This window comes from Streptomyces sp. R-07 (assembly GCF_049913175.1).
Lineage (GTDB): Bacteria > Actinomycetota > Actinomycetes > Streptomycetales > Streptomycetaceae > Streptomyces.
The window spans coordinates 5,893,482-5,919,394 of record NZ_CP183978.1; the positions used below are offsets into that span (position 1 = coordinate 5,893,482).

Here is a 25,913-nt window from a genome sequence, read left to right on the forward strand (position 1 = left end):
TGGCGGGGGCCTTTTTGTGTTTCCGGTGTCTGTGGAGCCGGCGCCTCCCCGAAGGGAGGCGCCGGGGTCCGTCAGCTGGGGTCCGGTTCGCGGAGGCGCATCGCGAGGATGGCCATGTCGTCGGAGGCGGGGGCCTGTGCGAAGCGCTCGACCGCGCGCAGGACGCGGGAGGCGACCGCGCCGGCCGTGAGGCCCGTGCAGGTCCTGAGGACCTCGGCGAGGCCGTCGTCGCCCAGCATGCGGGTGCCCTCGCGGCGTTCCGTCACGCCGTCCGTGACGCAGAGGAGGACGTCGCCGGGGTCGAGCGTGATCGTCTGCTCGTACAGCTCCAGGTCCTCCATGACGCCCAGGAGCGGCTGGGGCTCGGCCGCGGACTCGACCGTGCCGTCCGGGCGGAGGCGCAGTGGGAGGGGGTGGCCGGCGCAGACGACCTTGAGGATCGCCGAGCCGTCCTCCTGCGGGCGCATCTCGCCGTACAGGAGGGTCAGGAAGCGGCTGCGGGCGCCTTCGTCCAGGATCGCCGCGTTCAGCCGCTCCAGGACGGCGGGGCCGCCGAAGCCCTCGCGGGCCAGGAGACGCAGGGCATGGCGGGCCAGGCCGGTGACGGCGGCCGCCTCCGGTCCCGTACCGCAGACGTCGCCGATGGCGAATCCGTAGACGTCGTCCCTGATGGGGAAGACGTCGTAGAAGTCGCCTCCGACCTCGTTGCCCTCGCCGGCCGCGCGGTAGATGACGTCGACCTCGACGCCCGGGATCGTGGGGAGGCCGGGCGGGAGGAGGCTGCGCTGGAGGGACTGGCTGATCGCCACGCGCTCCGAGTAGAGGCGCGCGTTGTCCAGGGCCAGGGCGGCCCGGCGCGAGAGGTCCTCGGCCAGTTCCAGGATCTCCTGGCGGAAGTGGTCCTCCGAGGGCCTGCCGAGGGTCAGCATGCCGATGACCCGGTTGCGGGCGACCAGCGGCAGGACGACCGTCTCGCCGGCGACCGTGCTCGCGGTGGCCAGGGTGGTGTCGATGCCGGAGGAGAGCGGGCTCGCGGGGTGGTCGAGGGCGCGCACCGAGGCCGTCAGCGCGGCGCGGTGCGCGGCGTCGCCCGGGGCGGACCAGACGCGGGCGCCGGGGGTCGGCACCGGGTCGGGCGGGGCGATGGAGGAGAGCAGGGCCTTGAGGCCGTCGATGCGGTCCTCGTCCTCGTGGAGCACGTACGAGAGGTACGGGTCGGAGGCCTGGTCGGCGATCGTGTAGACCGCACACCAGGTGGCGAGGGTGGGGACCGTCATCTGGGCCATCAGGGCCAGGGTCTGGTCGCGGTCGAGGGTGCCCGCCAGGAGGTCGGAGGCCTCGACCAGGAAACTGAGGGAGCCGCGGCGCAGGCGCTCCAGTTCGCCGAGGCGGGCGGACTCCACGGCGAGGGCGATGCGGTCGGCGGCGAACTGGAGGCGGAGCGCCTCCTCGTTGGAGTAGCGGTTCGCGGTCTCGGCGGCCACGCCGAGGGAGCCGGTGAGCCGGCCCTCGACCTTGAGCGGGACGGTGACGACCGAGCGCATGCCGGTGCCTTCGAGGAGGGGGACGGCGCCGGGGACGGCGGCCAGGTCCTCGTGGACGGCGGGCATGCGGGCGGAGCCGTAACGGCTGGCGCCGGTCTCCACGGGGACGCGGGCGAAGCGCTGGCGGGCGGCCGGGAGTCCGGTGGTGGCCCGTACCTCCAGTTCCGTCTCGTCGTCGGTGGCGAGCAGGAGGAAGGCGGCGTCGCCGTCGAGCATGTCGCGGGCGCGCTCGACCGTGCGCTGCAGGAGGCCGTCGAGGTCGTCGGGGGCCGGGGAGCCGATGAAGACCTCGAAAGGGTCGGCGGCACGGCTCTCGGAGCCCGGTTCGGCGACGGGGCGCTGGGGGGTCTGGAGGACGGCGCGCTCGTGCTCCCGTACCAGGAGGCAGACCGTGGAGGGTTCGCCCTGGGTGTCGCGGACCCGGAGGTGCGAGGCGTAGACGGGGATGACGCGGCCGTCGGCGCAGCGGATGCCGTAGCTGCCCTCCCAGCGGGAGAGCCGGAGGGCCTCGGCGAGGCCGGTGCCGATGCCGGGGGTGTGGGGCCAGGCGGCGAAGTCGCCCAGGGGTTTGCCGGTGACCTGCTCGGAGCCGTATCCGAAGAGTTCCTCGGCGTCCTCGTTCCACGCGGTGATCTGGCCGCCGCGGTCGATCTGGACGACGGCGACGCGGACACGGCTCTCGGCGACCGGGAGGAGGGCCTCGGGAAGGACCGGACCGGCGGAGCGGGTGCCGACGGGGCGCTGGGGGAGGTCGAGGTGGAACCAGACGTGCTTGCGGGTGGGGGAGTAGTCGACGCCCCAGCGGTGGGCGAGGGCGGCGCAGAGCAGCAGGCCGCGGCCGTTCTCGCGGTCCGGATTGCCGAGGGAGCGGCCGCTCTGGACGGGGATCTCGCGCTCGGGGTAGCGGTCGGCGACCTCGACGCGGACGCTGTCGTCGGAGCGGAGGCAGAGGACCTCGGCGGAGGTGCCGGCGTGGATGACGGCGTTGGTGACGAGCTCGCTGGTGAGGACGACGGCGTCGTCGACGAGTTCGGGGTGTCCCCAGCCCTGGAGGGTGTCCCGGACGAACGCGCGTGCGGCCGCGACGGACCGCCCGACGGGCTCGAAGCTGGCAGTCGCCCGCGCGGTGATCACAGCACTCCTCGTACGCGTCTCGACGCCCGGCTCTGCCATGCTCGGTCTGTCCCTCCCACTGCCCGGTGGTCGTGCGCGCACCAGACCGCCCCCGCCGGGCGGACCGGGGCGGTTGGACAGCCGGATGCCAGGTTACTTACCTTCGCTGTCCGAGCGGATGCCGGTCACCGCTGATTCCGTCCCTCGGGGTAGAGACGCTGTGCGAAGCTGCCGAACTGTTATCGCCTGGTTCGGTCACGGTGAAACACTGGGCAGGCTGACGGCGAGAGCCGGAGCGGTACGGTCGACCCCTTTCGGGAGGGACACGGTGGAGTCTGGCACGGCGGCGCGGCGCGGCGGAGGCAGTGGCACGCGCGCGAGGGGCGGACGTTCCCGTGGGGGGACGGTCCAGGTGGACGCGGCGGCAATGGAGCGGTTGCTGGCCGCGCTGGTGTCGATGCGGGACGGGAACTTCCGTCGGCGGCTGACGGTCTCCGGCGACGGGGTCATGGCGGAGATCTCCGCCGTGTTCAACGAGGTCGCCGACCGGCAGATGCACGTGACGGGAGAGCTGTCGCGGGTCCGGCGGGTGGTCGGCCGTGAGGGCAAGCTGTCCGAGCGGCTCGAGGCGGGGGCCAGCGAGGGGGCGTGGGCGGCGGCGATCGAGGCCGCGAACGCGCTCGTCGACGACCTTGCCCGGCCGGTGTCCGAGGTGGGCCGGGTCCTGTCGGCGGTGGCCGAGGGCGATCTGGACCAGCGGATGGACCTGCGTTCGGAGGGTTCCGACGGGGCGGTGCGGCCGCTGCGCGGGGAGTTCCTGAAGGTCGCCCGTACCGCCAACAACCTCGTCGACCAGCTGTCGGTGTTCGCCTCCGAGGTGACCCGGGTCGCCGTCGAGGTGGGCACCGACGGCAAGCTGGGCGGGCAGGCGCAGGTGCGCGGGGTGTCCGGTTCGTGGAAGGACCTCACGGACTCCGTCAACACCATGGCGAACCGGCTGACGGCCCAGGTGCGGGACATCGCGCTCGTGACGACGGCGGTCGCGGACGGCGATCTGTCGCAGAAGGTCACGGCGAACGTGGCCGGCGAGATGCTGGAGCTGAAGAACACCGTCAACCGGATGGTGGACCAGCTGTCGTCGTTCTCCTCCGAGGTGACCCGCGTCGCGCGCGAGGTGGGCACGGAGGGCGAGCTCGGCGGTCAGGCCGAGGTGGCCGGGGTCGCCGGTGTGTGGAAGGACCTCACCGACTCCGTCAACACGATGGCGGGAAATCTCACCAATCAGGTGAGAGGCATCGCCGAGGTGACGACGGCGGTCGCCAACGGCGACCTGTCGCAGAAGGTGCGGGTCTCCGCGCGCGGTGAGATCGCTCAACTCGCGGACACCATCAACCAGATGACCGAGACCCTGCGGACGTTCGCCGACGAGGTGACCCGCGTGTCGGGCGAGGTCGGCGCGCAGGGTCTGCTCGGCGGTCAGGCGCAGGTGCCGGGTGCGGCGGGGACGTGGAAGGACCTCACGGACTCCGTCAACACGGTCTTCCGGAACATCACCACGCAGGTGCGGGACATCGCGCAGGTGACGACGGCGGTCGCCAACGGCGATCTGTCGCAGAAGGTCACGGTCGACGTGGCCGGGGAGATGCTGGAGCTGAAGAACACCGTCAACACGATGGTGGACCAGCTCTCGGCCTTCGGTTCCGAGGTGACCCGGGTGGCCCGGGAGGTCGGCGTCGAGGGTCTTCTCGGCGGTCAGGCCGAGGTGCCGGGTGCGGCGGGGACGTGGAAGGACCTCACCGACTCGGTGAACACGGCCTTCCGCAACCTGACCGGTCAGGTGCGGGACATCGCGCAGGTGACGACGGCGGTCGCCAACGGCGACCTGTCGCAGAAGGTCACGGTCGACGTGGCCGGCGAGATGCTGGAACTGAAGAACACCGTCAACACGATGGTGTCGCAGCTGTCGTCCTTCGCGGACCAGGTGACCCGGATGGCCCGGGACGTGGGCACCGAGGGCCGGCTCGGCGGTCAGGCGCGGGTGGACGGGGTCTCCGGACGCTGGCGGGAGCTCACGGACTCCGTGAACTTCATGGCCGGCAACCTGACCTCGCAGGTGCGGCAGATCGCACAGGTGACGACGGCCGTGGCCCGCGGTGACCTGTCGCAGAAGATCGACGTGGACGCGCGGGGCGAGATCCTGGAGCTGAAGAACACCATCAACACGATGGTGGACCAGCTCTCCGCCTTCGCGGACCAGGTGACCCGGGTGGCCCGCGAGGTGGGCACCGACGGGCGGCTCGGCGGTCAGGCGCAGGTGCCGGGCGTGGCCGGCGTGTGGCGGGACCTGACGGACTCGGTGAACGGCATGGCCGGCAACCTCACCACCCAGGTCCGCAACATCGCGCAGGTCGCCACCGCGGTGGCGCGCGGTGACCTGTCGCAGAAGATCGACGTGGACGCGCGGGGCGAGATCCTGGAGCTGAAGAACACCCTCAACACGATGGTGGACCAGCTCTCGAACTTCGCGGAGCAGGTGACCCGGGTGGCCCGCGAGGTGGGCACCGAGGGCATCCTGGGCGGCCAGGCCGAGGTGCAGGGGGTCTCCGGCACCTGGAAGGACCTCACCCAGTCGGTGAACTTCATGGCGAACAACCTCACCATCCAGGTGCGGAACATCGCCGAGGTCACGACGGCGGTCGCCATGGGCGACCTGTCGAAGAAGATCACGGTCGACGCCCGGGGCGAGATCCTGGAGCTGGTGACGACCGTCAACACCATGGTCGACCAGCTGTCGAACTTCGCCGACGAGGTCACGCGTGTGGCCCGCGAGGTGGGTACGGAGGGCATCCTCGGCGGCCAGGCACGCGTGCGCGGTGTCACCGGCACGTGGAAGGACCTCAGCGACAACGTCAACCTGATGGCCAACAACCTGACCAGTCAGGTGCGGAACATCTCCCGGGTCTCGGCGGCCGTCGCCAACGGCGACCTGACGAAGAAGGTGACGGTCGAGGCGCGCGGCGAGGTCGCCGAGCTCGCCGACACCGTCAACACCATGGTGACGACCCTGTCGTCGTTCGCCGACGAGGTGACCCGGGTGGCCCGCGAGGTGGGCACGGAGGGCGAACTGGGTGGCCAGGCACGGGTTCCCGGTGTCTCGGGCACCTGGAAGGACCTCACCGAGTCGGTGAACTCGATGGCCGACAACCTCACCGGTCAGGTGCGGCAGATCGCGGCCGTCACCACCGCCATCGCCAAGGGCGACCTCACCAAGAAGATCGACATCGACGCGCGCGGTGAGATCCAGGAGCTGAAGAACACCATCAACACGATGGTCGACCAGCTGTCGAACTTCGCCGAGGAGGTCACGCGTGTGGCCCGCGAGGTGGGCACCGACGGTCAGCTCGGCGGCCAGGCCCGGGTCCGGGACGTGGAGGGCACCTGGAGCGATCTCACCGAGTCCGTGAACGAGATGGCCGGGAACCTCACCCGTCAGGTGCGGGCCATCGCGGCCGTCGCCACCGCGGTGACGCGCGGCGACCTCAACGTCAAGATCGACGGAGTGGACGCGGCCGGCGAGATCCAGGCGCTCCAGGACAACATCAACACGATGATCGCCAACCTGCGCGACACCACCCTCGCCAACGACGAGCAGGACTGGCTCAAGAGCAACCTGGCCCGCATCTCCGGCCTCATGCAGGGGCGCCGGGACCTGGACGACGTGGCCTCGCTCATCATGAGCGAGCTGACCCCGGTCGTCTCGGCCCAGCACGGTGCCTTCTTCGTGGCCATGCCCACCGGGTCCGCCCACAGCGACGCCGAACTCGTCGGTGAGGGCGACGGCTCGTACGAGCTGCGGATGCGGGGGAGTTACGGATACTCCGCCGGGTCCATGCCGACCTCGTTCCGGCCCGGTGAGACCCTCATCGGGACGGCGGCCGACGAGAAGCGGACCATCCAGCTCAGCGTGCCGCCCGGCTATCTGAAGATCTCCTCCGGGCTCGGCGAGGCCTCGCCGGCGCATGTGATCGTCCTGCCGGTCCTGTTCGAGGGCAAGGTCCTCGGGGTGATCGAGCTGGCCTCGTTCCAGCCGTTCACGCAGATCCAGCGGGACTTCCTCAACCAGATCGCCGAGCTGATCGCGACCACGGTCAACACCATCAGCGTCAACACCAAGACCGAGGTGCTGCTCCAGCAGTCGCAGGAGCTCACCGAGCAGCTCAAGGAGCGGTCGGCCGAGCTGGAGCACCGGCAGAAGGAGCTCCAGGGCTCCAACCTGGAGCTGGAGGAGAAGGCCGAGCTCCTCGCCCGGCAGAACCGCGACATCGAGGTGAAGAACACCGAGATCGAGGAGGCCCGGCAGGTCCTGGAGGAGCGGGCGGAACAGCTCGCCGTCTCCATGCGGTACAAGTCGGAGTTCCTCGCCAACATGTCGCACGAGCTGCGCACGCCGCTCAACTCGTTGCTGATCCTCGCCAAGTTGCTCGCGGACAACGCCGAGACGAACCTGACGCCGAAGCAGGTCGAGTTCGCGGAGACCATCCACGGCGCCGGTTCCGACCTGCTCCAGCTGATCAACGACATCCTCGACCTGTCGAAGGTCGAGGCGGGCAAGATGGACGTCTCGCCGACCCGTATCGCGCTGGTCCAGCTCGTCGACTACGTGGAGGCGACGTTCCGGCCGCTCACGGCGGAGAAGGGGCTCGACTTCTCGGTGCGGGTCTCGCCCGAGCTGCCGGCCACGCTCCACACCGACGAGCAGCGGCTGCTCCAGGTCCTGCGCAACCTGCTGTCCAACGCGGTGAAGTTCACCGACACGGGCGCGGTGGAGCTGGTGATCCGCCCGGCGGGCGCGGACGTGCCGCAGTCGATCCGCGAGCAGCTCCTGGAGGCCGGTTCGCTGCGCGATCCGGAGGCCGACCTGATCGCCTTCTCGGTCACCGACACCGGGATCGGGATCGCGGCGAGCAAGATGCGGGTCATCTTCGAGGCGTTCAAGCAGGCCGACGGCACGACCAGCCGGAAGTACGGCGGTACGGGCCTGGGGCTGTCGATCAGCCGGGAGATCGCGCGGCTGCTCGGCGGCGAGATCTTCGCCGCGAGCGAGCCGAGCCGCGGTTCCACGTTCACGCTCTACCTGCCGCTGAGCCCCACGGAGCTGCCGTCGAGCGGCTACGGGCAGGGCGCACAGGACGCCGACGATCCGCAGCAGGGCGCCGAGGAGGGTTCGGCCGGGGCCGTCAACTCGTTCCCGCACTTCCCGCCGCCGCCCGTACGGACGGAGGCGCGGTCCGGGGCCGGGGCGCTCTTCCGGCACCGGCGGAAGGCCGCGGCGGAGGCGACCGGAATGCGGGGCGCGGTCCCCGGGCAGTCCGGCCAGCAGAGCGCGGCGGACCGGGAGGAGCACGGGGCGGAGCCCGAGCCGCGTCGTACCTTCAGCTTCTCCGGCGAGAAGGTGCTCATCGTCGACGACGACATCCGGAACGTCTTCGCGCTCACCAGCGTCCTGGAGCAGCACGGGCTCGCGGTGCTCTACGCCGAGAACGGGCGGGAGGGCATCGAGGTCCTGGAGCAGCACGACGACGTGACGGTCGTCCTGATGGACATCATGATGCCGGAGATGGACGGGTACGCGACGACGACCGCGATCCGGCGCATGCCGCAGTTCGCCGGGCTGCCGATCATCGCGCTGACGGCGAAGGCGATGAAGGGCGACCGGGAGAAGGCGATCGAGTCGGGTGCCTCGGACTACGTGACCAAGCCGGTCGACCCCGATCACCTGCTGTCCGTGATGGAGCAGTGGATGCGGGGGGCGTGACTCCGCGCCGGGGGTCCGTGCCGTGCGCGGCGCGGATCCCCGGGCTCCGCCGGCGCCCACTGACGGACTGTCGCCAGGGGCGTGTGAGAGGGCGGGATACGGGGAACCTTCTGGTCTCCCACCGCGTTTCTGCTACGTGCACAGTGACATCGCGGTGACAGGGTGTGGCGACGGGCGGGGTGCGGCTACGATGACCGGCACAAGGACGGACGGCGCTAGGGAGTCGTCTTCTGGGGCGGCGCCCGGTGCTTCCCCCGGTTCGGGGGTCCGGGGAGAGCCGTTGCCGGGACGAGGAGGACGGGGCATGGTGCAGAAGGCCAAGATCCTCCTGGTCGATGACCGGCCGGAGAATCTGCTGGCGCTGGAGGCCATTCTCTCCGCGCTCGATCAGACGCTGGTGCGGGCATCGTCCGGGGAGGAAGCGCTCAAGGCGCTGTTGACGGACGACTTCGCGGTCATCCTGCTCGACGTCCAGATGCCGGGCATGGACGGTTTCGAGACCGCCGCCCACATCAAGCGGCGGGAGCGGACCCGGGACATCCCGATCATCTTCCTCACCGCGATCAACCACGGCCCCCACCACACCTTCCGGGGGTACGCGGCGGGGGCGGTCGACTACATCTCCAAGCCTTTCGACCCGTGGGTGCTGCGCGCGAAGGTCTCCGTCTTCGTCGAGCTCTACATGAAGAACTGCAAGCTGCGCGAGCAGGCCGCCCTGCTGCGGCTGCAGTTGGAGGGCGGCGGCGAGGGCGGTCACGGCAAGGAGTCCGCAGGGCTGCTCGCCGAGCTCTCCGCCCGGCTCGCGGCCGTCGAGGAGCAGGCCGAGGCCCTGTCGAAGCAGCTCGACGACGACTCCGCGGACGCGGCCGCCGTCGCCACCGCCGCGCACCTGGAGCGCAAGCTCACCGGGCTGCGCCGGGCCCTGGACGCGCTGGAGCCGGGGACGGGCGCCGCGCCGACGCTGCCCGCGCAGAGCTGACGTACCGTCATCGCCCTGTCCGCGCGGTGGGGATCGGCGTGATGCGGCGTCAGCAGCGCGCCCCGGCGCGGACGACACGAACGGGTGAGGCGGACAGCCGGTCCCCACACCGGTAACCTCGGCATCATGGCTTCACGTACGTCCGGCAAGGGTTCCCAGGGCACGGCGGGCACCGCAAAGCCGCGCGCCGGCCGGACGACGGGCGCCGCGAAGAAAGCGGCGCCCGCGAAGTCCCCCGCCAAGCCGCCCGCGAAGAAGGCGCCGGCCAAGAAGGCCGCGCCAGCCAAGCGCGCGCCCGCGCGGAAGACCGCCGCGAAGAAGGCCGCGCCCCGCCCCGCCCCGTCCCCGACCGGCGGCGTCTACCGGCTCGCCCGCGGCGCCTGGCTCGGCCTCGCCCACGCCATCGGGGCGATGTTCCGGGGGATAGGGCGCGGCGCCAAGGGGCTCGACCCCGCACACCGCAAGGACGGGCTCGCGCTGCTCCTCCTCGGCCTCGCGCTGATCGTCGCCGCCGGCACCTGGTCCAACCTGCGCGGCCCGGTCGGCGACCTCGTCGAGATGCTGGTGACCGGCTCCTTCGGCCGGCTCGACCTGCTCGTACCGCTGCTCCTCGGCGCGATCGGCATCCGGCTCATCCTCTACCCGGAGAAGCCCGAGGCCAACGGCCGGATCAGCATCGGCCTGTCCGCACTCGTCATCGGCGTCCTCGGCCAGGTGCACATCGCCTGCGGTTCGCCGGGGCGCGGCGACGGCAGCGCGGCCATGCAGGACGCCGGCGGGCTCATCGGCTGGGCCGCTTCCCAGCCCCTCGTCTTCATGATGGGCGAGGTCCTCGCCGTCCCGATGCTGGTGCTGCTCACCGTCTTCGGGCTCCTCGTGGTCACCGCCACCCCGGTCAACGCGATCCCGCAGCGGCTGCGCACGCTCGGCGCCAGGCTGGGCATCGTCGAGCCCCCGTACGACCCGGCGGAAGCCGAGGGGTACGCGGAACGGCCGGAGCACGAGGGGTACGACGAGGACTGGCGGGAGGCGGGACCGCGACCCGCGCGGCCCGTCCGGCGCCGCTCGGGCGGGCCCGCGGAGCCGTACGACGTGGACCGGGCCGAGGCGGAGATGCTGGAGCGGCGCGGCCGCTCGGCCCGCCGGACCTCCGGGCGCGAGGACTTCGACTCCGGCCTGGACCCGGTGGACGTCGCCGCGGCGGCCGCCGCCGCGCTCGACGGCGCCGTGCTGAACGGCATGCCGCCCTCGCCGATCGTCGCCGACCTGACCAAGGACGTCACCGCCGAGCGGAACGCCGCCGTGGCCGCGTCCGAAGCCGTCGGGACAGGAGCCGCCGGTGCCGCCGGGAAGTCGGCTCCGGCCGCGCCCGTACCGCCTGCCCGTGGGGGAGACCGCGCCGGCGGGGGCGTACCCGATCTGACGAAGCCGGCGCCCGAGCCGACCGACCTGCCGCCCCGCGCCGAGCAGCTCCAGCTCGCGGGCGACATCACGTACTCCCTGCCCTCGCTCGACCTCCTGGAGCGCGGCGGCCCGGGCAAGACACGCAGCGCCGCCAACGACGCGGTCGTCGACGCGCTCTCCAACGTCTTCACCGAGTTCAAGGTCGACGCGGCCGTCACCGGCTTCACACGCGGTCCGACGGTCACGCGGTACGAGGTCGAGCTCGGCCCCGCCGTGAAGGTCGAGAAGATCACGGCCCTCACCAAGAACATCGCCTACGCCGTGGCCTCGCCCGACGTGCGGATCATCTCGCCGATCCCCGGAAAGTCCGCGGTCGGCATCGAGATCCCCAACAGCGACCGCGAGATGGTCAACCTCGGCGACGTGCTGCGGCTCGCCGCCGCGGCGGAGGACGACCATCCGATGCTGGTCGCGCTCGGCAAGAACGTCGAGGGCGGCTACGAGATGGCCAACCTGGCGAAGATGCCGCACGTCCTGGTCGCCGGTGCCACGGGCTCCGGAAAGTCCTCGTGCATCAACTGCCTGATCACGTCGATCATGATAAGAGCGACCCCCGAGGACGTCCGGATGGTGCTGGTCGACCCCAAGCGGGTCGAGCTCACCGCCTACGAGGGCATCCCGCACCTGATCACGCCGATCATCACCAACCCCAAGCGGGCCGCAGAGGCGCTCCAGTGGGTGGTGAAGGAGATGGACCTCCGCTACGACGACCTGGCCGCCTTCGGCTACCGGCACATCGACGACTTCAACCAGGCCATCCGGGACGGGAAGATCAAGCTGCCCGAGGGCAGTGAGCGCGAGCTCAACCCGTACCCGTACCTGCTGGTGATCGTCGACGAGCTGGCCGACCTGATGATGGTCGCGCCGCGGGACGTCGAGGACTCGATCGTCCGGATCACCCAGTTGGCCCGCGCGGCCGGCATCCATCTCGTGCTCGCCACCCAGCGGCCGTCCGTGGACGTCGTCACCGGTCTGATCAAGGCGAACGTGCCCTCGCGGCTCGCGTTCGCCACCTCCTCGCTCGCCGACAGCCGGGTCATCCTCGACCAGCCCGGCGCCGAGAAGCTGATCGGCAAGGGCGACGGCCTCTTCCTGCCGATGGGCGCCAACAAGCCCGTCCGCATGCAGGGCGCGTTCGTCACCGAGGCCGAGGTCGCGGCCGTGGTGCAGCACTGCAAGGACCAGATGACCCCGGTCTTCCGGGAGGACGTCACCGTCGGCCAGCGGCAGAAGAAGGAGATCGACGAGGACATCGGCGACGACCTCGACCTGCTGTGCCAGGCCGCCGAACTGGTCGTCTCGACCCAGTTCGGCTCCACCTCGATGCTCCAGCGGAAGCTGCGCGTGGGCTTCGCGAAGGCCGGCCGGCTGATGGACCTGATGGAGTCGCGGAACATCGTCGGGCCGAGCGAGGGGTCGAAGGCGCGGGACGTGCTCGTGAAGCCGGACGAGCTGGACGGGGTCCTCGCCGTGATCCGGGGGGAGTCGGGGGCGTAGCGCCCGCTCCCGAGAGGGGCGGGGCCGCCCGTTCGAGCCGTCTCCGGGAGGGGCGGGGCTGCACGTTCGAGACCGGGTCGAGACTCACTCGTAAGGGAACGGTGGGCAACCGTTTCCCCTGGCCGTACGTCAAGTTGGAGGGAGGGACAGAAGGATGTCCCAGCCTCATGGCGTACAAACAGCACCCGCCCGGTTGCCCCACCCTTTCGTACCACCCATAGACTGAACGTCCAGCAGGTGGCTACACGCTCGAAAGGCGCTCTCGTGTCCATCGGCAACTCCCCCGAAGACGACCGGACCTTCCCGGCAGACGACCGGGACTCGATCGGTCGCGCTCTCCAGCAGGCCCGAATCGCCGCCGGTCTCACCGTCGAAGAGGTCAGTGCCTCCACCCGTGTCCGGATTCCGATCGTGCACGCGATCGAGGAGGACGACTTCTCGCGCTGTGGCGGCGACGTCTACGCACGCGGCCACATCCGTACCGTCGCGCGCGCCGTCGGGCTCGATCCGGCTCCGCTGATCGAGCAGTACGACGCCGAGCACGGTGGCCGTCCCGCGCCCACCCCCGCCGCTCCGCTCTTCGAGGCGGAACGTATCCGCCCCGAGCCGCGGCGGCCCAACTGGACCGCCGCGATGGTCGCGGCCATCGTCGCCGTCGTCGGTTTCGTCGGCTTCACGATGTTCAACGGGAACGAGGCCCCGAAGGGGACCGCCGTGGCCGACGGCGGCCCGGCCCCCGCGCCCGACAAGGCGAGCTCCGCCGGCAAGCCGAAGCCGGTCAAGCCCGCCCCGCCCAAGCCCACCGAGAGCGCGATCGCCGCGGTCCCGCAGGACAAGGTCACGGTCAAGCTCTCCGCGATCGACGACAAGAGCTGGATCTCGGCCAAGGCGCACGACGGCAAGCTCCTCTTCGACGGTCTCCTCCTCAAGGGCGAGTCCAAGACCTTCCAGGACGACGAGCGCGTCGACCTCGTCCTCGGCAACGCCGGAGCGATCGAGCTCTACGTGAACGGCAAGAAGCTCGCGGACAAGTTCGAATCCGGCCAGGTCGAGCGGCTCAGCTACACCAAGGGCGACCCCGAGGCCGGATGAGCCCGCACCGGACGGCGGCCCGCGCCGCCGCCCGGTGATCGTCCCCAGGCCGTGATGTGACCTCTGTCGCGCAGGTGAACCCTGCGCGACGGGGGAACGGCCGGGACGAAGTAGTCTTGAGCCCATGCCCGAACGCCGTACCGTCGCCCTTGTCACTCTTGGCTGCGCCCGTAACGAGGTGGACTCGGAGGAGCTCGCAGGCCGCTTGGCAGCGGACGGCTGGGAGCTCGTCGAGAACGCCGAGGAAGCGGACGTCGCCGTCGTCAACACCTGCGGATTCGTCGAAGCAGCCAAGAAGGACTCCGTCGACGCCCTCCTCGAAGCCAATGATCTGAAGGACCACGGCCGGACCCAGGCCGTCGTCGCCGTCGGCTGCATGGCCGAGCGGTACGGCAAGGAGCTCGCCGAGGCCCTCCCGGAGGCCGACGGCGTCCTGGGCTTCGACGACTACGCCGACATCTCCAACCGCCTCCAGACCATCCTCAACGGTGGCAGTGTCGAGGCCCACACCCCGCGTGACCGGCGCAAGCTGCTGCCGCTGTCCCCCGTGGAGCGCCAGGAGGCCGCCGCGGCCGTGGCCCTGCCGGGACACGGCGTCGTGGACGCCCCCGAGAACGTGCCGAGCGACCTGCCCGACGGCCTCGCGCCCGCCTCCGGGCCTCGCGCGCCTCTCCGCCGCCGTCTGGACACCAGCCCCGTCGCCTCCGTCAAGCTGGCCTCCGGCTGCGACCGCCGCTGCTCCTTCTGCGCCATCCCCTCCTTCCGCGGCTCCTTCGTCTCGCGCCGTCCCTCCGACGTGCTGAACGAGACGCGCTGGCTCGCCGAGCAGGGCGTGAAGGAGGTCATGCTGGTCTCCGAGAACAACACCTCCTACGGCAAGGACCTCGGCGACATCCGGCTCCTGGAGAGCCTGCTGCCCGAGCTGGCCTCGGTGGACGGCATCGAGCGCGTCCGCGTCAGCTACCTCCAGCCCGCCGAGATGCGCCCGGGCCTGATCGACGTCCTCACGTCGACCGAGAAGGTCGTGCCCTACTTCGACCTGTCCTTCCAGCACAGCGCCCCGGACGTGCTGCGGGCCATGCGCCGCTTCGGCGACACCGACCGCTTCCTGGAGCTCCTGGAGACCATCCGCTCCAAGGCCCCCACGGCCGGTGCCCGGTCCAACTTCATCGTCGGCTTCCCCGGCGAGACCGAGGCCGACTTCGCCGAGCTGGAACGCTTCATCACCCACGCCCGCCTCGACGCCATCGGCGTCTTCGGCTACTCCGACGAGGACGGCACCGAGGCCGCCACCTACGAGCACAAGCTCGACCAGGACGTCGTCGACGAGCGGCTCGCCCACCTCTCCCGGCTCGCCGAGGAGCTCACCGCGCAGCGCGCGGAGGAGCGGATCGGAGAGATCCTGGAAGTACTCGTCGAGTCCGAGTCGGACGACGAGGACGAGGAGGGCGGCTGGATCGGCCGCGCGGCCCACCAGGCGCCCGAGACCGACGGACAGGTGCTGCTGCTCACCGCGGACGGCGGTGCGGGCCCCGACCTGGCTCCGGGCCGTATGGTCAGGGCGAAGGTCGTCGGCACGGAGGGCGTCGACCTGGTGGCCGAGTGTCTTTTCGAGGAGGCAGGCAGATGACCGGAGTCCCGGCATCCGCGACGGGCGGGACCGGTAGGCCGGCGCCCCGCGGCAAGCTGGGCGCGGCGGCCGTCAACCAGGCCAGCCTCTGGAACATCGCCAACATCCTCACCATGATCCGGCTCGTGCTCGTGCCGGGCTTCGTGATCCTGCTGTTCCAGGACGGCGGGCACGACCCGGCGTGGCGGGCCTGGGCGTGGGCGGCGTTCGCGGTGGCCATGATCACGGACGTCTTCGACGGGCACCTCGCCCGTACGTACAACCTGGTCACCGACTTCGGGAAGATCGCCGACCCGATCGCCGACAAGGCGATCATGGCGGCCGGCCTCATCTCGCTGTCCTTGCTCGGTGACCTGCCGTGGTGGGTGACCTCGGTCATCCTGGCCCGGGAGCTCGGCATCACCCTGATGCGGTTCTGGGTCATCCGGCACGGGGTCATCCCCGCCAGCCGCGGCGGAAAGGTGAAGACGCTCGCCCAGGGCACCGCCGTGGGCATGTACGTCCTCATGCTCACCGGGCCGCTGGCCACCCTCCGCTTCTGGGTGATGGCGGTGGCCGTCGTGCTGACGGTCGTCACCGGTCTGGACTACGTCCGACAGGCGGTCGTCCTGCGGCGCCAGGGGCTCGCGGCGGAGCGGGCGGCGGCACGGTCGGAGACGGCGACGCGATGACCGAGGCCGCCCGGGTGCTGGCGCTGCTCGCGGAGCGTGATCAGACGCTGGCCGTGGCGGAGTCGCTCACGGGTGGTCTGGTGGCCGCCGAGCTCACCGGCGTACCGGGCGCCTCGGCGTCCTTCCTGGGGTCGGTCACGGCCTACGCCACGGCCCTCAAGTGCGGGCTCCTCGGTGTCGACGGTGCCCTCCTCGCGGAGCGCGGAGCGGTGGATCCCGAGGTCGCGCTGCAGATGGCGGCCGGTGTGCGGGACCGGCTCGGTGCCGACTGGGGCATCTCGACGACCGGGGTCGCGGGACCCGCCCCGCAGGACGGGCAGCCCGTCGGAACCGTCTACGTGGCGGTCGCCGGACCGGCCGCGACGAGCGCCCGGGCCGGGAAAGTGGTGTCGTTGAGGTTGAACGGCGACCGTACGGACATCCGTAGAGAGAGCGTACGGAGCGTGCTGGAGCTGCTCCATGAGGAACTCTCGGGAAATGCGCGGGCACAGGATACGGAACACAACGGGGGGAATTGATGTTTGCAGCCCTGAGAGAACACGACATCGCTCCCCGCACGGCCGCAGCGCGAGGCGGTACGGTGGGGCGTGAAGGATGCGGCTACGCGGTCCGAGGAGGGAGCCACCGATGATTCTGCTCCGTCGCCTGCTGGGTGACGTGCTGCGTCGGCAGCGCCAGCGCCAGGGCCGTACTCTGCGCGAAGTCTCCTCGTCGGCCCGAGTCTCGCTCGGCTATCTCTCCGAGGTGGAGCGGGGGCAGAAGGAGGCTTCCTCCGAGCTGCTCTCCGCGATCTGCGACGCGCTGGACGTACGGATGTCCGAGCTCATGCGCGAAGTGAGCGACGAGCTGTCGCTGGCCGAACTGGCCGAGTCGGCAGCGGCGAGCCCACCGGTGCCGACGCCGGTACGCCCGATGCTCAATTCGGTGTCGGTGACGTCGGTGGCCGGTGTGACCACCGGGCGGGTGACCATCAAGGCGCCCGCCGAAGCGGTGGACGTCGTCGCTGCCTGAACCGAAGTGGGGCCAAGCCCCGGTCGGTGCCCTTTCATGGGGCGCTGACCGGGGCTTTGTTCTGTGGAGATGCCGGGTTCCGGGGTGGCGTGCCATGGTGGGGGGGACGTACGACTGGGCCGTGTGCGCCGGGTTTGCCACCGGTGCGCCCTCCCGCAGGGTGATCCTGCCGGTCTAGCGTCGACCGCAGGAGGCGGCCATGGTACGGCGACGGGTTCCGCTCGTGACGCTCGCGCTGCTGGCGTGCGGCCTCGCGGCCGGAGCGCTCTGGTGGTGGGCGGTGCTGCGCCTGCTGCTCCTGCCGGGGGAGGCCGGGCCGGTCGAGGGGGCGGTGGCCGCGGGCGGCTGGGGGCTGAGCCTGCTGCCGGTGCATGTGGCGGCTTCGGCGGGGCGGCGGGGCGTGGTGCGTTCGGTGGGGCAGTCGGGCGTGGTGCGTTCCGTGGGGCGGTCGGGCGTGGTGGGTTCCGTGGGGCGATTCGGTGGGGGTGAGCGGGGCGTCACCAGGGCATCGCGACGCCGCCGTTGGGGCGGAGGATCTGGCCGGTCGTGAACGCTGAGGCGTCGGACGCCAGGTGCAGGACCGCGTGCGCGATGTCCCCGGCCTCACCGACCCGACGGAGCGGCGAGTGACGGACCATCGCGGCCTCGGCCTGCTCCTGGGCGGCCGGCTCGTGGCGGTCCGTCATCGGGGTGCGGATCCAGCCCGGGGCGATCGCGTTCACCCGGATGCCGTGCGGACCCGCCTCCGTCGCCAGGGTCTTCGTCAGCTGGACGACGGCCGCCTTGGTGACGCTGTAGCAGAGCAGGCCGGGGCTCGCGGTGTCCATCGCACCTGACGCCATCGTCACGATGGAACCGGGGACACCGGAGGCGATCATCGAACGGGCCGCCTCCTGGCACGCGTAGAGCACGCCCTTGAAGTTGACGGCGAGGACGCGGTCCAGGTCCTCGTCCCGGGTGTCCAGGACCGTGCTCGTGTGCATGATCCCGGCGATGGCGGCCATCACATGGAGCGGGCCGGCGGCGCGGACGGCCGCCGCCAGCGCGCGGCGGTCGGTGACGTCCAGGGGGTGGGTGTGCGCGGTGCCGCCCTGCCGGGCGATGAGGGCCGCGGTCTCTTTGAGACCGTCCTCGTCCCGGTCGGCGCAGTGGACGGTGGCGCCGGCCTGGGCGAGAAGGGCCGCGCTGGCGCGGCCGATGCCGCTCGCGGCGCCGGTGACGAACGCGGTGCGGCCGGTCAGGTCGTAAGCCGGGAGGGTTGGCGTTCTGCTTGATGTGTCCGGCGTGCTCGGCATGTTCGTCGGGTTCGTCAGGTCCGGCGTGCTCGGCGTGTTCGTCATGTCCGGACCGTACGACTGGATCTGACGGACCGTCAATTGGTGTGGGGGTCTCCTTCGGGACCGCGTTGGCAGCCCGGGCACCAGTACGTGACCCGGTCGCCGAGCTCCGCCTTGCGGATCGGGGCGCCGCAGCGGAGACAGGGCCGGCCCTCGCGGCCGTAGACATGGAGCGGGGTGCCGGGTCGGCGCGTGGTCGTGGTGCGCCGGTCCGGACGGTCCTTGTTCGCTTCCAGCAGGCGACGGGCCGTGGCGACCAGGCGGGCCGGGACCTCCGGGGCGAGCTCGCCGACCGGGAGCCAGGGGGTGACGGCGGCGAGGAAGGCCAGCTCCGACTTGTACACGTTGCCGATGCCGGCCAGGTTGCGCTGGTCCAGCAGGGCGTCGCCGAGGGGGCGCTCCGGGTCGGCGCCGAGCCGCCGCACGGCCTCCTCGGGATCCCAGTCCGGGCCGAGCAGATCCGGGCCCAGGTGGCCGACGACGCGGGACTCCTCGGCGGTACGGAGGAGCTCAAGGACGGGGAGGCGGTAGCCGTACGCGGTGGACTCGGCGTTCCCGAGGATCGCCCGGATCTGGTGCTCCGGGCCTCCGTGCGGGCGCTCCCCGGTGGCGTACACCCGCCAGGCGCCGTCCATCCGCAGATGCGAGTGGAGCGTGAGCCCGCCCTCGATCCGGGCCAGCAGGTGCTTGCCGCGTGGCGTGACGTCGAGGAGCGTACGGCCGGTGAGGTCGGCGGTCGCGAACCGGGGCACGCGGAGGTCCGCGCGGGTGAGGACCCGGCCGGCGAGCGCGGTGTGCAGGCGGTGGGCGACCTGCCAGACGGTGTCTCCTTCGGGCACGGGTCCATTGTGGCGGGTGGGCGGCGCCGCCGCCGGGCGTCAGGGGCGGAGGCGGAGGCCTCTGGGGGTGGCCACGAAGCCGGCTGCTTCCAGGGGGCGGGACAGCGGGGACGTCAGGGCCGGGGTGCCGTTGACGCGTTCCACCGTGACCGTGCCCAGCGCGCCCGCCTTCGCCGACGCGGCCAGCGCGTCCGCCGCCGCCCCCAGGGCCGGGTCGTCCGGGTCCGTCGGCCAGGAGAGGAGCGTCTTGCCGCCGCGCTCCATGTACAGCGTGAGCTCGCCGTCGACCAGGACGACCATCGCGCCCGCCTTGCGGCCCGGCTTGTGCCCGGCGTCCGTCGGCGGCTCCGGCCAGGACAGCGCCGCACCGTAGGCGTTCGCCGGGTCGGCCGCCGCGAGGACCAGGGCGCGGGGTCCTGCCGCCGCCTCGGCGCCGCGGTCGCGGGCGGTCGCCGCCGCCCGCAGCCGGTCCACGGCGCCGTCCATCGCGAACTGGGCCGCACCGAGCCCCTCCACGACGTAGCCGCGCCGGGCCTGCCCGCTGTCCTCGAAGGCGGCCAGGATCCGGTACGTGGCCGAGAAGCCGCCCTCCACGCCCTCGGCGGCCACCGCCCCGCGGGTGACCACGCCGTGCCGGTCCAGGAGGGTGCGGGCCAGGGCGTGCGCCCGGTGCGTCGGCTCCGGCTCGGCGGGCGGAAGCAGGGACCAGCGGCCGGAGACCGTCGGCGGACCCGTACGGGAGACGGGGCGGGCCGCGGCGGTCAGCGTGCCGTACCGGCCGCGCGGGACCGTGCGCCGCGCGCGGTGGGCGGTCGAGCCCGCCGTCCGGCCCGAGCCGAGGAGCGCGCGCAGCGGGGCCAGGGTGTCGTTGGTGAGCCGGCCCGACCAGGCCAGGTCCCAGAGGGCGTCGGCGAGCTGCGGATCGGTGGCGTCCGGGTGGGTGGTGGCCCGGATCTGGTCGGCGATCTGCCGGAAGAACAGGCCGTACCCGCCGGAGAGGGTCTGGAGGACCGACTCGTGGAGGGCGGAGAGCTCCAGCGGGTGCGGTGCGTGGAGGAGCAGGGGGGCCGCGTCCGCCAGGTAGAGCGAGACCCAGCCGTCCTTGCCGGGCAGCGAACCCGCGCCCGCCCAGACCACCTCACCGGTGGTCGTCAGCTCGTCGAGCAGGGCAGGGGAGTAGTCCCGGACCCGCGACGGCAGGATCAGCTTCTCCAGGGCCGAGGCCGGGACCGGAGCGCCCTGGAGCTGCTCGATCGCGCGCGCGAGGCCGTCGATGCCGCGCAGACCGTTGCTCCCCACGTGCTGCCACTGCGGCAGGAAGGTGGCGAGGGCCGCCGGGGGCACCGGCTCCAGTTCCTGCCGCAGGGCCGCCAGGGAGCGGCGCCGCAGCCGGCGCAGGACGGTCGCGTCGCACCACTCCTGGCCGATGCCGGAGGGGTGGAACTCGCCCTGCACGACCCTCCCCGAGGCGGCGAGGCGCTGGAGGCCGCCGTCGGTGACGGCCGCGCCGAGGCCGAAGCGGGCGGCGGCCTGGGAGGAGGTGAACGGGCCGTGCGTGCGCGCGTACCGCGCGAGCAGGTCGCCCAGCGGCTCCTTGACCGGCTCGGTGAAGGCCTCGGGCACGCCGACCGGCAGGGCCGTGCCCAGGGCATCCCGGAGCCGGCCCGCGTCCTCGATCGCCGCCCAGTGGTCCACGCCGCCGATCCGCACCCGGATCGCGCGCCGGGCGGCCCCGAGCTCGGGCGCCCAGTGGGCCTCGGCGCCGCGCTCGGCCAGCTCCGCGTCCGTCAGCGGACCCAGGACCCGCAGCAGGTCGGCGACGCCCTCCACGTCCTTGATCCGACGGTCCTCGGTCAGCCATTGGAGCTCCCGCTCCAGCTCCGTCAGGACCTCGGGGTCGAGCAGTTCGCGCAGCTCCGCCTGGCCGAGGAGCTCCGCGAGCAGCCGGGAGTCCAGGGACAGCGCCGCCGCCCGCCGCTCGGCGAGCGGGGAGTCGCCCTCGTACAGGAACTGCGCCACGTAACCGAAGAGCAGCGAGCGGGCGAAGGGCGAGGGCTCGGGGGTGGTGACCTCGACGAGCCGGACCCGGCGGGCCTCGATGTCCCCCATCAGCTCCGTCAGGCCGGGAAGGTCGAAGACGTCCTGGAGGCACTCGCGGACCGCTTCCAGGACGATCGGGAACGAGCCGAACTCGCTCGCCACCTGGAGGAGCTGGGCCGCGCGCTGCCGCTGCTGCCACAGCGGGGTGCGCTTGCCGGGGTTGCGCTTGGGGAGCAGCAGGGCGCGGGCGGCGCACTCGCGGAAGCGGGAGGCGAACAGCGCGGAGCCGCCCACCTGGTCGGTGACGATCTGCCCGATCTCGGCCTTGTCGAACAGGGCGTCGGCCGCGCCGACCGGCGCCTTGTCCGCGTCGTACGTCGTGTCCAGGTGCCGGCCCGGATCGACCGGCTCGTGGTCGAGGAGGTCCAGGCCCATGTCCAGGCCCATCAGGTCGGCGTCCGGCAGGCGCAGCACGATGCCGTCGTCCGCGTGCATCACCTGCGCGTCCATGCCGTACCGCTCGGCGAGCCGCGCGCCGAGCGCCAGCGCCCACGGGGCATGGACCTGCGCCCCGAACGGGGAGTGGATGACGACCCGCCAGTCCCCGAGCTCGTCGCGGAAGCGCTCGACCAGGATCGTCCGGTCGTCCGGCACGTGGCCGCAGGCCTCGCGCTGCTCCTTGAGGTACGCCAGGACGTTCTCCGCGGCCCAGGCGTCCAGGCCCGCGGCGAGCAGCCGCAGGCGCGCGTCCTCGTCCCCGAGGGCGCCGACCTCGCGGAGGAACGCGCCGACCGCACGGCCCAGTTCGAGGGGCCGGCCCAGCTGGTCGCCCTTCCAGAACGGCAGTCGGCCCGGCACGCCGGGTGCGGGGGAGACGAGCACCCGGTCCCGGGTGATGTCCTCGATCCGCCAGGAGGTGGTGCCGAGCGTGAAGACGTCGCCGACCCGCGACTCGTACACCATCTCCTCGTCGAGCTCGCCCACCCGGCCCCCGCCCTTCTTGGGGTCCGAGCCCGCCAGGAAGACGCCGAACAGGCCGCGGTCGGGGATCGTGCCGCCCGAGGTGACGGCGAGGCGCTGCGCGCCCGGGCGGCCCGTGACCGTCCCGGCGACCCGGTCCCACACCACGCGCGGGCGCAGCTCGGCGAAGGCGTCCGAGGGGTAGCGGCCGGCCAGCATGTCGAGGACGCCGGTGAACGCCGACTCGGGCAGCGAGGCGAAGGGCGCCGCCCGGCGGACCGTCGCGAGCAGGTCGTCCACCTGCCAGGTGTCGAGCGCGACCATCGCGACCAGCTGCTGCGCGAGGACGTCCAGCGGGTTCGAGGGAATCCGCATGGACTCGATCGCACCCGAACGCATCCGCTCGGTGACCACGGCCGCCTGCACCAGATCGCCCCGGTACTTGGGGAAGACCACGCCCGTCGAGACGGCGCCGACCTGGTGCCCGGCCCGGCCCACGCGCTGGAGCCCGGAGGCGACCGAGGGCGGCGACTCGACCTGCACGACCAGGTCGACCGCGCCCATGTCGATGCCCAGCTCCAGACTGGAGGTGGCCACCACGGCGGGCAGCCGGCCCGCCTTCAGGTCCTCCTCCACCTGGGCGCGCTGCTCCTTCGACACCGAGCCGTGGTGGGCCCGGGCGAGCAGCGGCGGGGCGCCCTGCGCCGCCCCCGACTGGGCCATGACCTGGGCCGGCGGAGCCCCCTCCGGGAGCGGTTCGCCGGTCGCCCGCTCGTAGGCGATCTCGTTGAGCCGGTTGCACAGGCGCTCGGCGAGCCGGCGGGAGTTCGCGAAGACGATCGTGGAGCGGTGCGACTGGACGAGGTCGGCGATCCGCTCCTCGACGTGCGGCCAGATCGACGGCTTGTCCCCGCCGTCCTTGCCCTCGGAGGCCGGGGAGCCGCCCAGCTCGCCCATGTCCTCGACGGGGACGACGACGGAGAGGTCGAACTCCTTGCCCGAAGGCGGCTGCACGATCTCCACGGCGCGCCCCGGCGAGAGATAGCGGGCCACCTCGTCGACCGGGCGGACCGTGGCCGACAGGCCGATCCGGCGCGCGGGGCGGGGCAGGATCTCGTCGAGCCGCTCCAGGGACAGGGCCAGGTGCGCGCCCCGCTTCGTGCCCGCGACCGCGTGCACCTCGTCCAGGATGACCGTCTCCACGCCCGACAGGGCCTCGCGGGTGGCGGAGGTCAGCATCAGGAACAGGGACTCGGGGGTGGTGATCAGGATGTCCGGCGGCCGGGTCGCGAGCGCCCGGCGCTCGGCGGGCGGGGTGTCACCGGACCGGATCCCGACCCGGACGTCCGGCTCGGGCAGGCCGAGCCGGACCGACTCCTGGCGGATGCCGGTCAGCGGCGAGCGCAGGTTCCGCTCGACGTCCACGGCCAGGGCCTTCAGCGGCGACACGTACAGCACGCGGCAGCGCTTCTTCGCCTCGGCGGGCGGCGGGGCCGACGCGAGCCGGTCCAGGGAGGCGAGGAACGCCGCCAGGGTCTTGCCGGAGCCGGTCGGCGCGACGACGAGCACGTCGGAGCCCGCGCCGATGGCCTGCCAGGCGCCCTCCTGCGCCGCCGTGGGCGCGGTGAAGGCCCCGGTGAACCAACCACGGGTCGCGGGGGAGAACGAGTCGAGCGCGGACCTGACCATGCCCCCCATCGTGCACCCGGCCACTGACAACCGTGCGCACCCGACCGCGACGACCGTCCGGGACCGGGTGCGCCCGACCGCGGGCGACCGCCCGGACCTGACCGCGACGACCGGGTGCGCCCGACCGCGGGCGACCGCCCGGACCTGGGGAATCCCGATCGTCGCCGGGCGCGGGAGGGGCGCAGAATGGGGGAATGGCGAGGGGCACGGAGAGGGACGGCGCGAGCGGGGAGCGGGCACGGTACTGGCAGTACGCCGAGCTGCCCGGGGTCGACCTGCTGCACGCCCACTACATCCGCAAGGCCTTCTCCCGGCACACCCACGAGACCTTCGTCTTCGCCGCGATCACCGAGGGCGTCGAGGCCTTCCACTACCGCGACGAGCTCGTCCACGCCGGGCCCGGACAGATCGCCCTGGTCAACCCGGACACCCCGCACACCGGGCACGCGGGCGTGCCCGAGGGCTGGACCTACCGGACGATCTACCCCGACGCGGAGATCGTCCGGTCGATCGCCGCCGACTCCTTCGGCCTGCGCGGCGCGGCCGGCTTCACCTCGCCCGTCGTCGACGACCCGTACGCCGCACGGCTCGTCGTCGGCGTCCACCGGGCCGCCGAGGAGGGCAACGCGCTCGCCGCGGACAGCCTCCTGCGGCTGGTCACGGCCCGGATGCTGCGCAGCCACGGCGGCCTCGTCACCCCGCTCCCGCCCCGCTCGGCCGGTGCCAGGAACGCGGCACGCGCGCGTGACGTCCTGGAGGCCGCGATGGTCGAGCCGCCCACCCTGGAGCGGCTCGCCGCCGACCTCGGCACCAGCCCGTTCGCCCTGCTGCGCGCCTTCCGCGAGGCGTACGGGATGCCTCCCCACACCTGGCTCACCGACGCGCGCGTACGGCGGGCCAGGCAGCTCCTCGACACCGGGACGGCCCCGGCGGAGGCGGCCGCCGCCGTCGGCTTCACCGACCAGTCGCACCTCAGCCGGCACTTCACCCGCAGCGTCGGGGTGCCCCCGGGCGCCTACCAGCGCGCGCGGGGTGCCGGACGCCCGGGCCCGCAGGCCGGCGCAAGAACGTACAAGACCGGGGCGCAACCCGTTCCGTAACGTCCTTGACGTGGCAGAACAGACAGCACCTCCCGTCATACGCGACGGCACCCCGGCCAAGCCCGACGCGGCCGTCGTCCGCGACGCGCTCGGCGTCGGCGTCGCCGTCGGGCTCTCCGGCTTCGCCTTCGGCGTGACCTCGGCCGGCTCCGGCCTCAGCCTCCTCCAGACCTGCGTCCTCAGCCTGCTCGTCTTCACCGGCGCCTCGCAGTTCGCCCTGGTCGGAGCGCTCGCCGCGGGCGGCAACCCCTTCACGGCCGCCGCCGGCGCCTTCTTCCTGGGCACCCGCAACGCCTTCTACGGGCTGCGGCTCTCCCAGCTCCTCGCCCTGCCGAGGTCCGTCCGGCCCTTCGCCGCGCACTGGGTGATCGACGAGACCACGGCCGTCGCGCTCGCCCAGCCGTCCCGCCGGACCGCCCGGCTCGGCTTCACCGTCACCGGGCTCACCCTGTACGTCCTGTGGAACCTGACCACGTTCCTGGGGGCCCTCGGGGCCGAGGCGATCGGCGACACCGCGGCCTGGGGGCTGGACGCGGCCGGGCCCGCCGTCTTCCTGGCCCTGCTCGCCCCCATGCTGAAGTCCGCGACCGAGCGCGCCACCGCCGGGATCGCCGTGCTGCTCGGCCTCGGGCTGCTGCCCGTCCTGCCCGCCGGCGTCCCCGTCCTCGCCGCCGCCCTCGCCGCGCCCGCCGTGCTCTGGGCCCAGGGCCGGCGCACGGCTCCCACCGGACGAGAGAAGGACTCCCGATGAACGTGTGGATCGCGATCGCCCTCACCGCCGCCGGGTGCTACCTCGTCAAGCTGATCGGCCTGCTCGTGCCCGCCGGAGCGCTGGAGCGCCCGCTCGTCCAGCGGCTCGCCGCCCTGCTCCCCGTCGCGCTGCTCGCCGCGCTCACCGCCCAGCAGACCTTCAGCACGGGCGGCGACCTCGTCCTGGACGCCCGCGCCGCAGGGCTCGCCGCGGCCGCCGTCGCCCTCGTCCTGCGCGCGCCGTTCCTGGTCGTCGTGGGCGCGGCCGTCGCCGTCACGGCGGGGGTACGGGCCCTGGGCTGGTGACGGGCGGGTCCCGGGGTGGGCCAGGGCGGGCCCGGGGACCTCGCTGCCGGTCAGGCGGGGGTCCCGGGGGCGGCGG

16 protein-coding genes are annotated in these 25,913 nt (G+C 72.6%); 12 read left to right on the forward strand and 4 right to left on the reverse strand.

From position 1 onward, the window contains the following. Positions 1-71 precede the first annotated feature (71 nt). Positions 72-2,717 carry a SpoIIE family protein phosphatase gene (locus ACN9M0_RS27175; protein WP_366038457.1) on the reverse strand — a complete coding sequence of 882 codons (2,646 nt, stop codon included), beginning with the start codon at positions 2,715-2,717 and terminating at the stop codon, positions 72-74. Between the two features lie 268 nt (positions 2,718-2,985). Between ACN9M0_RS27175 and ACN9M0_RS27180 the strand changes: the two genes are divergently transcribed. The 9 genes from ACN9M0_RS27180 to ACN9M0_RS27220 all read left to right on the forward strand — a co-directional run bounded on the left by ACN9M0_RS27180 (position 2,986) and on the right by ACN9M0_RS27220 (position 17,366). Continuing rightward, positions 2,986-8,472: a HAMP domain-containing protein gene (locus ACN9M0_RS27180; protein WP_366038458.1), complete on the forward strand. Its 5,487-nt coding sequence runs from the start codon at positions 2,986-2,988 to the stop codon at positions 8,470-8,472. Positions 8,473-8,776: 304 nt separating this feature from the next. Further along, positions 8,777-9,451, forward strand: coding sequence for a response regulator (locus ACN9M0_RS27185; RefSeq protein WP_093873786.1), 675 nt, complete (start codon positions 8,777-8,779; stop codon positions 9,449-9,451). A gap of 126 nt (positions 9,452-9,577) precedes the next feature. Next, positions 9,578-12,412, forward strand: a complete 2,835-nt coding sequence (locus ACN9M0_RS27190; RefSeq protein WP_366038459.1) for a DNA translocase FtsK — start codon at positions 9,578-9,580, stop codon at positions 12,410-12,412. Positions 12,413-12,676: 264 nt separating this feature from the next. Continuing rightward, positions 12,677-13,504, forward strand: a complete 828-nt coding sequence (locus ACN9M0_RS27195) for a helix-turn-helix domain-containing protein (RefSeq protein ID WP_366038460.1) — start codon at positions 12,677-12,679, stop codon at positions 13,502-13,504. Positions 13,505-13,628: 124 nt separating this feature from the next. Then, the gene (rimO, locus tag ACN9M0_RS27200) at positions 13,629-15,134 is read left to right on the forward strand and encodes a 30S ribosomal protein S12 methylthiotransferase RimO (RefSeq protein WP_399698797.1); all 1,506 of its coding nucleotides are present in this window, start codon (positions 13,629-13,631) and stop codon (positions 15,132-15,134) included. After that, positions 15,131-15,805 (forward strand): CDP-diacylglycerol--glycerol-3-phosphate 3-phosphatidyltransferase, encoded by a 675-nt coding sequence (pgsA, locus tag ACN9M0_RS27205; RefSeq protein WP_366038462.1) that lies wholly within the window; start codon positions 15,131-15,133, stop codon positions 15,803-15,805. The genes rimO and pgsA overlap by 4 nt, the downstream gene beginning before the upstream one ends. Next, positions 15,802-16,323, forward strand: coding sequence for a CinA family protein (locus ACN9M0_RS27210; protein WP_426404347.1), 522 nt, complete (start codon positions 15,802-15,804; stop codon positions 16,321-16,323). Before pgsA ends, ACN9M0_RS27210 begins: the two co-directional genes overlap by 4 nt. Positions 16,324-16,432: 109 nt before the next feature. Next, positions 16,433-16,816 (forward strand): helix-turn-helix domain-containing protein, encoded by a 384-nt coding sequence (locus ACN9M0_RS27215; protein WP_366038464.1) that lies wholly within the window; start codon positions 16,433-16,435, stop codon positions 16,814-16,816. Positions 16,817-17,015: 199 nt separating this feature from the next. Next, positions 17,016-17,366 carry a hypothetical protein gene (locus ACN9M0_RS27220; protein WP_366038466.1) on the forward strand — a complete coding sequence of 117 codons (351 nt, stop codon included), beginning with the start codon at positions 17,016-17,018 and terminating at the stop codon, positions 17,364-17,366. On the opposite strand, the gene ACN9M0_RS27225 is transcribed toward ACN9M0_RS27220, so the two are convergent. The 3 genes from ACN9M0_RS27225 to ACN9M0_RS27235 form a co-directional block, all read right to left on the reverse strand. Beyond that, complete coding sequence (locus ACN9M0_RS27225; protein WP_399699017.1) at positions 17,314-18,111, reverse strand: SDR family NAD(P)-dependent oxidoreductase; 798 nt, start codon at positions 18,109-18,111, stop codon at positions 17,314-17,316. The two genes, ACN9M0_RS27220 and ACN9M0_RS27225, sit on opposite strands and share 53 nt — an antisense overlap. Before the next feature lie 77 nt (positions 18,112-18,188). Further along, positions 18,189-18,992, reverse strand: a complete 804-nt coding sequence (locus ACN9M0_RS27230; protein ID WP_399698802.1) for a DNA-formamidopyrimidine glycosylase family protein — start codon at positions 18,990-18,992, stop codon at positions 18,189-18,191. A 39-nt stretch (positions 18,993-19,031) separates the two neighbouring features. Beyond that, entirely contained in the window at positions 19,032-23,681 is a 4,650-nt protein-coding gene (locus ACN9M0_RS27235; RefSeq protein WP_426404348.1) for an Lhr family ATP-dependent helicase, read from the reverse strand. A 194-nt stretch (positions 23,682-23,875) separates the two neighbouring features. Here ACN9M0_RS27235 and ACN9M0_RS27240 point away from each other — a divergent pair, with 194 nt between their 5' ends. The 3 genes from ACN9M0_RS27240 to ACN9M0_RS27250 are packed head-to-tail and all read left to right on the forward strand — an operon-like array spanning position 23,876 to position 25,837. Continuing rightward, positions 23,876-24,781 carry an AraC family transcriptional regulator gene (locus ACN9M0_RS27240; RefSeq protein ID WP_366038469.1) on the forward strand — a complete coding sequence of 302 codons (906 nt, stop codon included), beginning with the start codon at positions 23,876-23,878 and terminating at the stop codon, positions 24,779-24,781. Positions 24,782-24,791: 10 nt separating this feature from the next. Beyond that, complete coding sequence (locus tag ACN9M0_RS27245) at positions 24,792-25,532, forward strand: AzlC family ABC transporter permease (RefSeq protein WP_426404349.1); 741 nt, start codon at positions 24,792-24,794, stop codon at positions 25,530-25,532. After that, positions 25,529-25,837 carry an AzlD domain-containing protein gene (locus ACN9M0_RS27250; protein ID WP_366038471.1) on the forward strand — a complete coding sequence of 103 codons (309 nt, stop codon included), beginning with the start codon at positions 25,529-25,531 and terminating at the stop codon, positions 25,835-25,837. The genes ACN9M0_RS27245 and ACN9M0_RS27250 overlap by 4 nt, the downstream gene beginning before the upstream one ends. Positions 25,838-25,913: the final 76 nt, after the last annotated feature.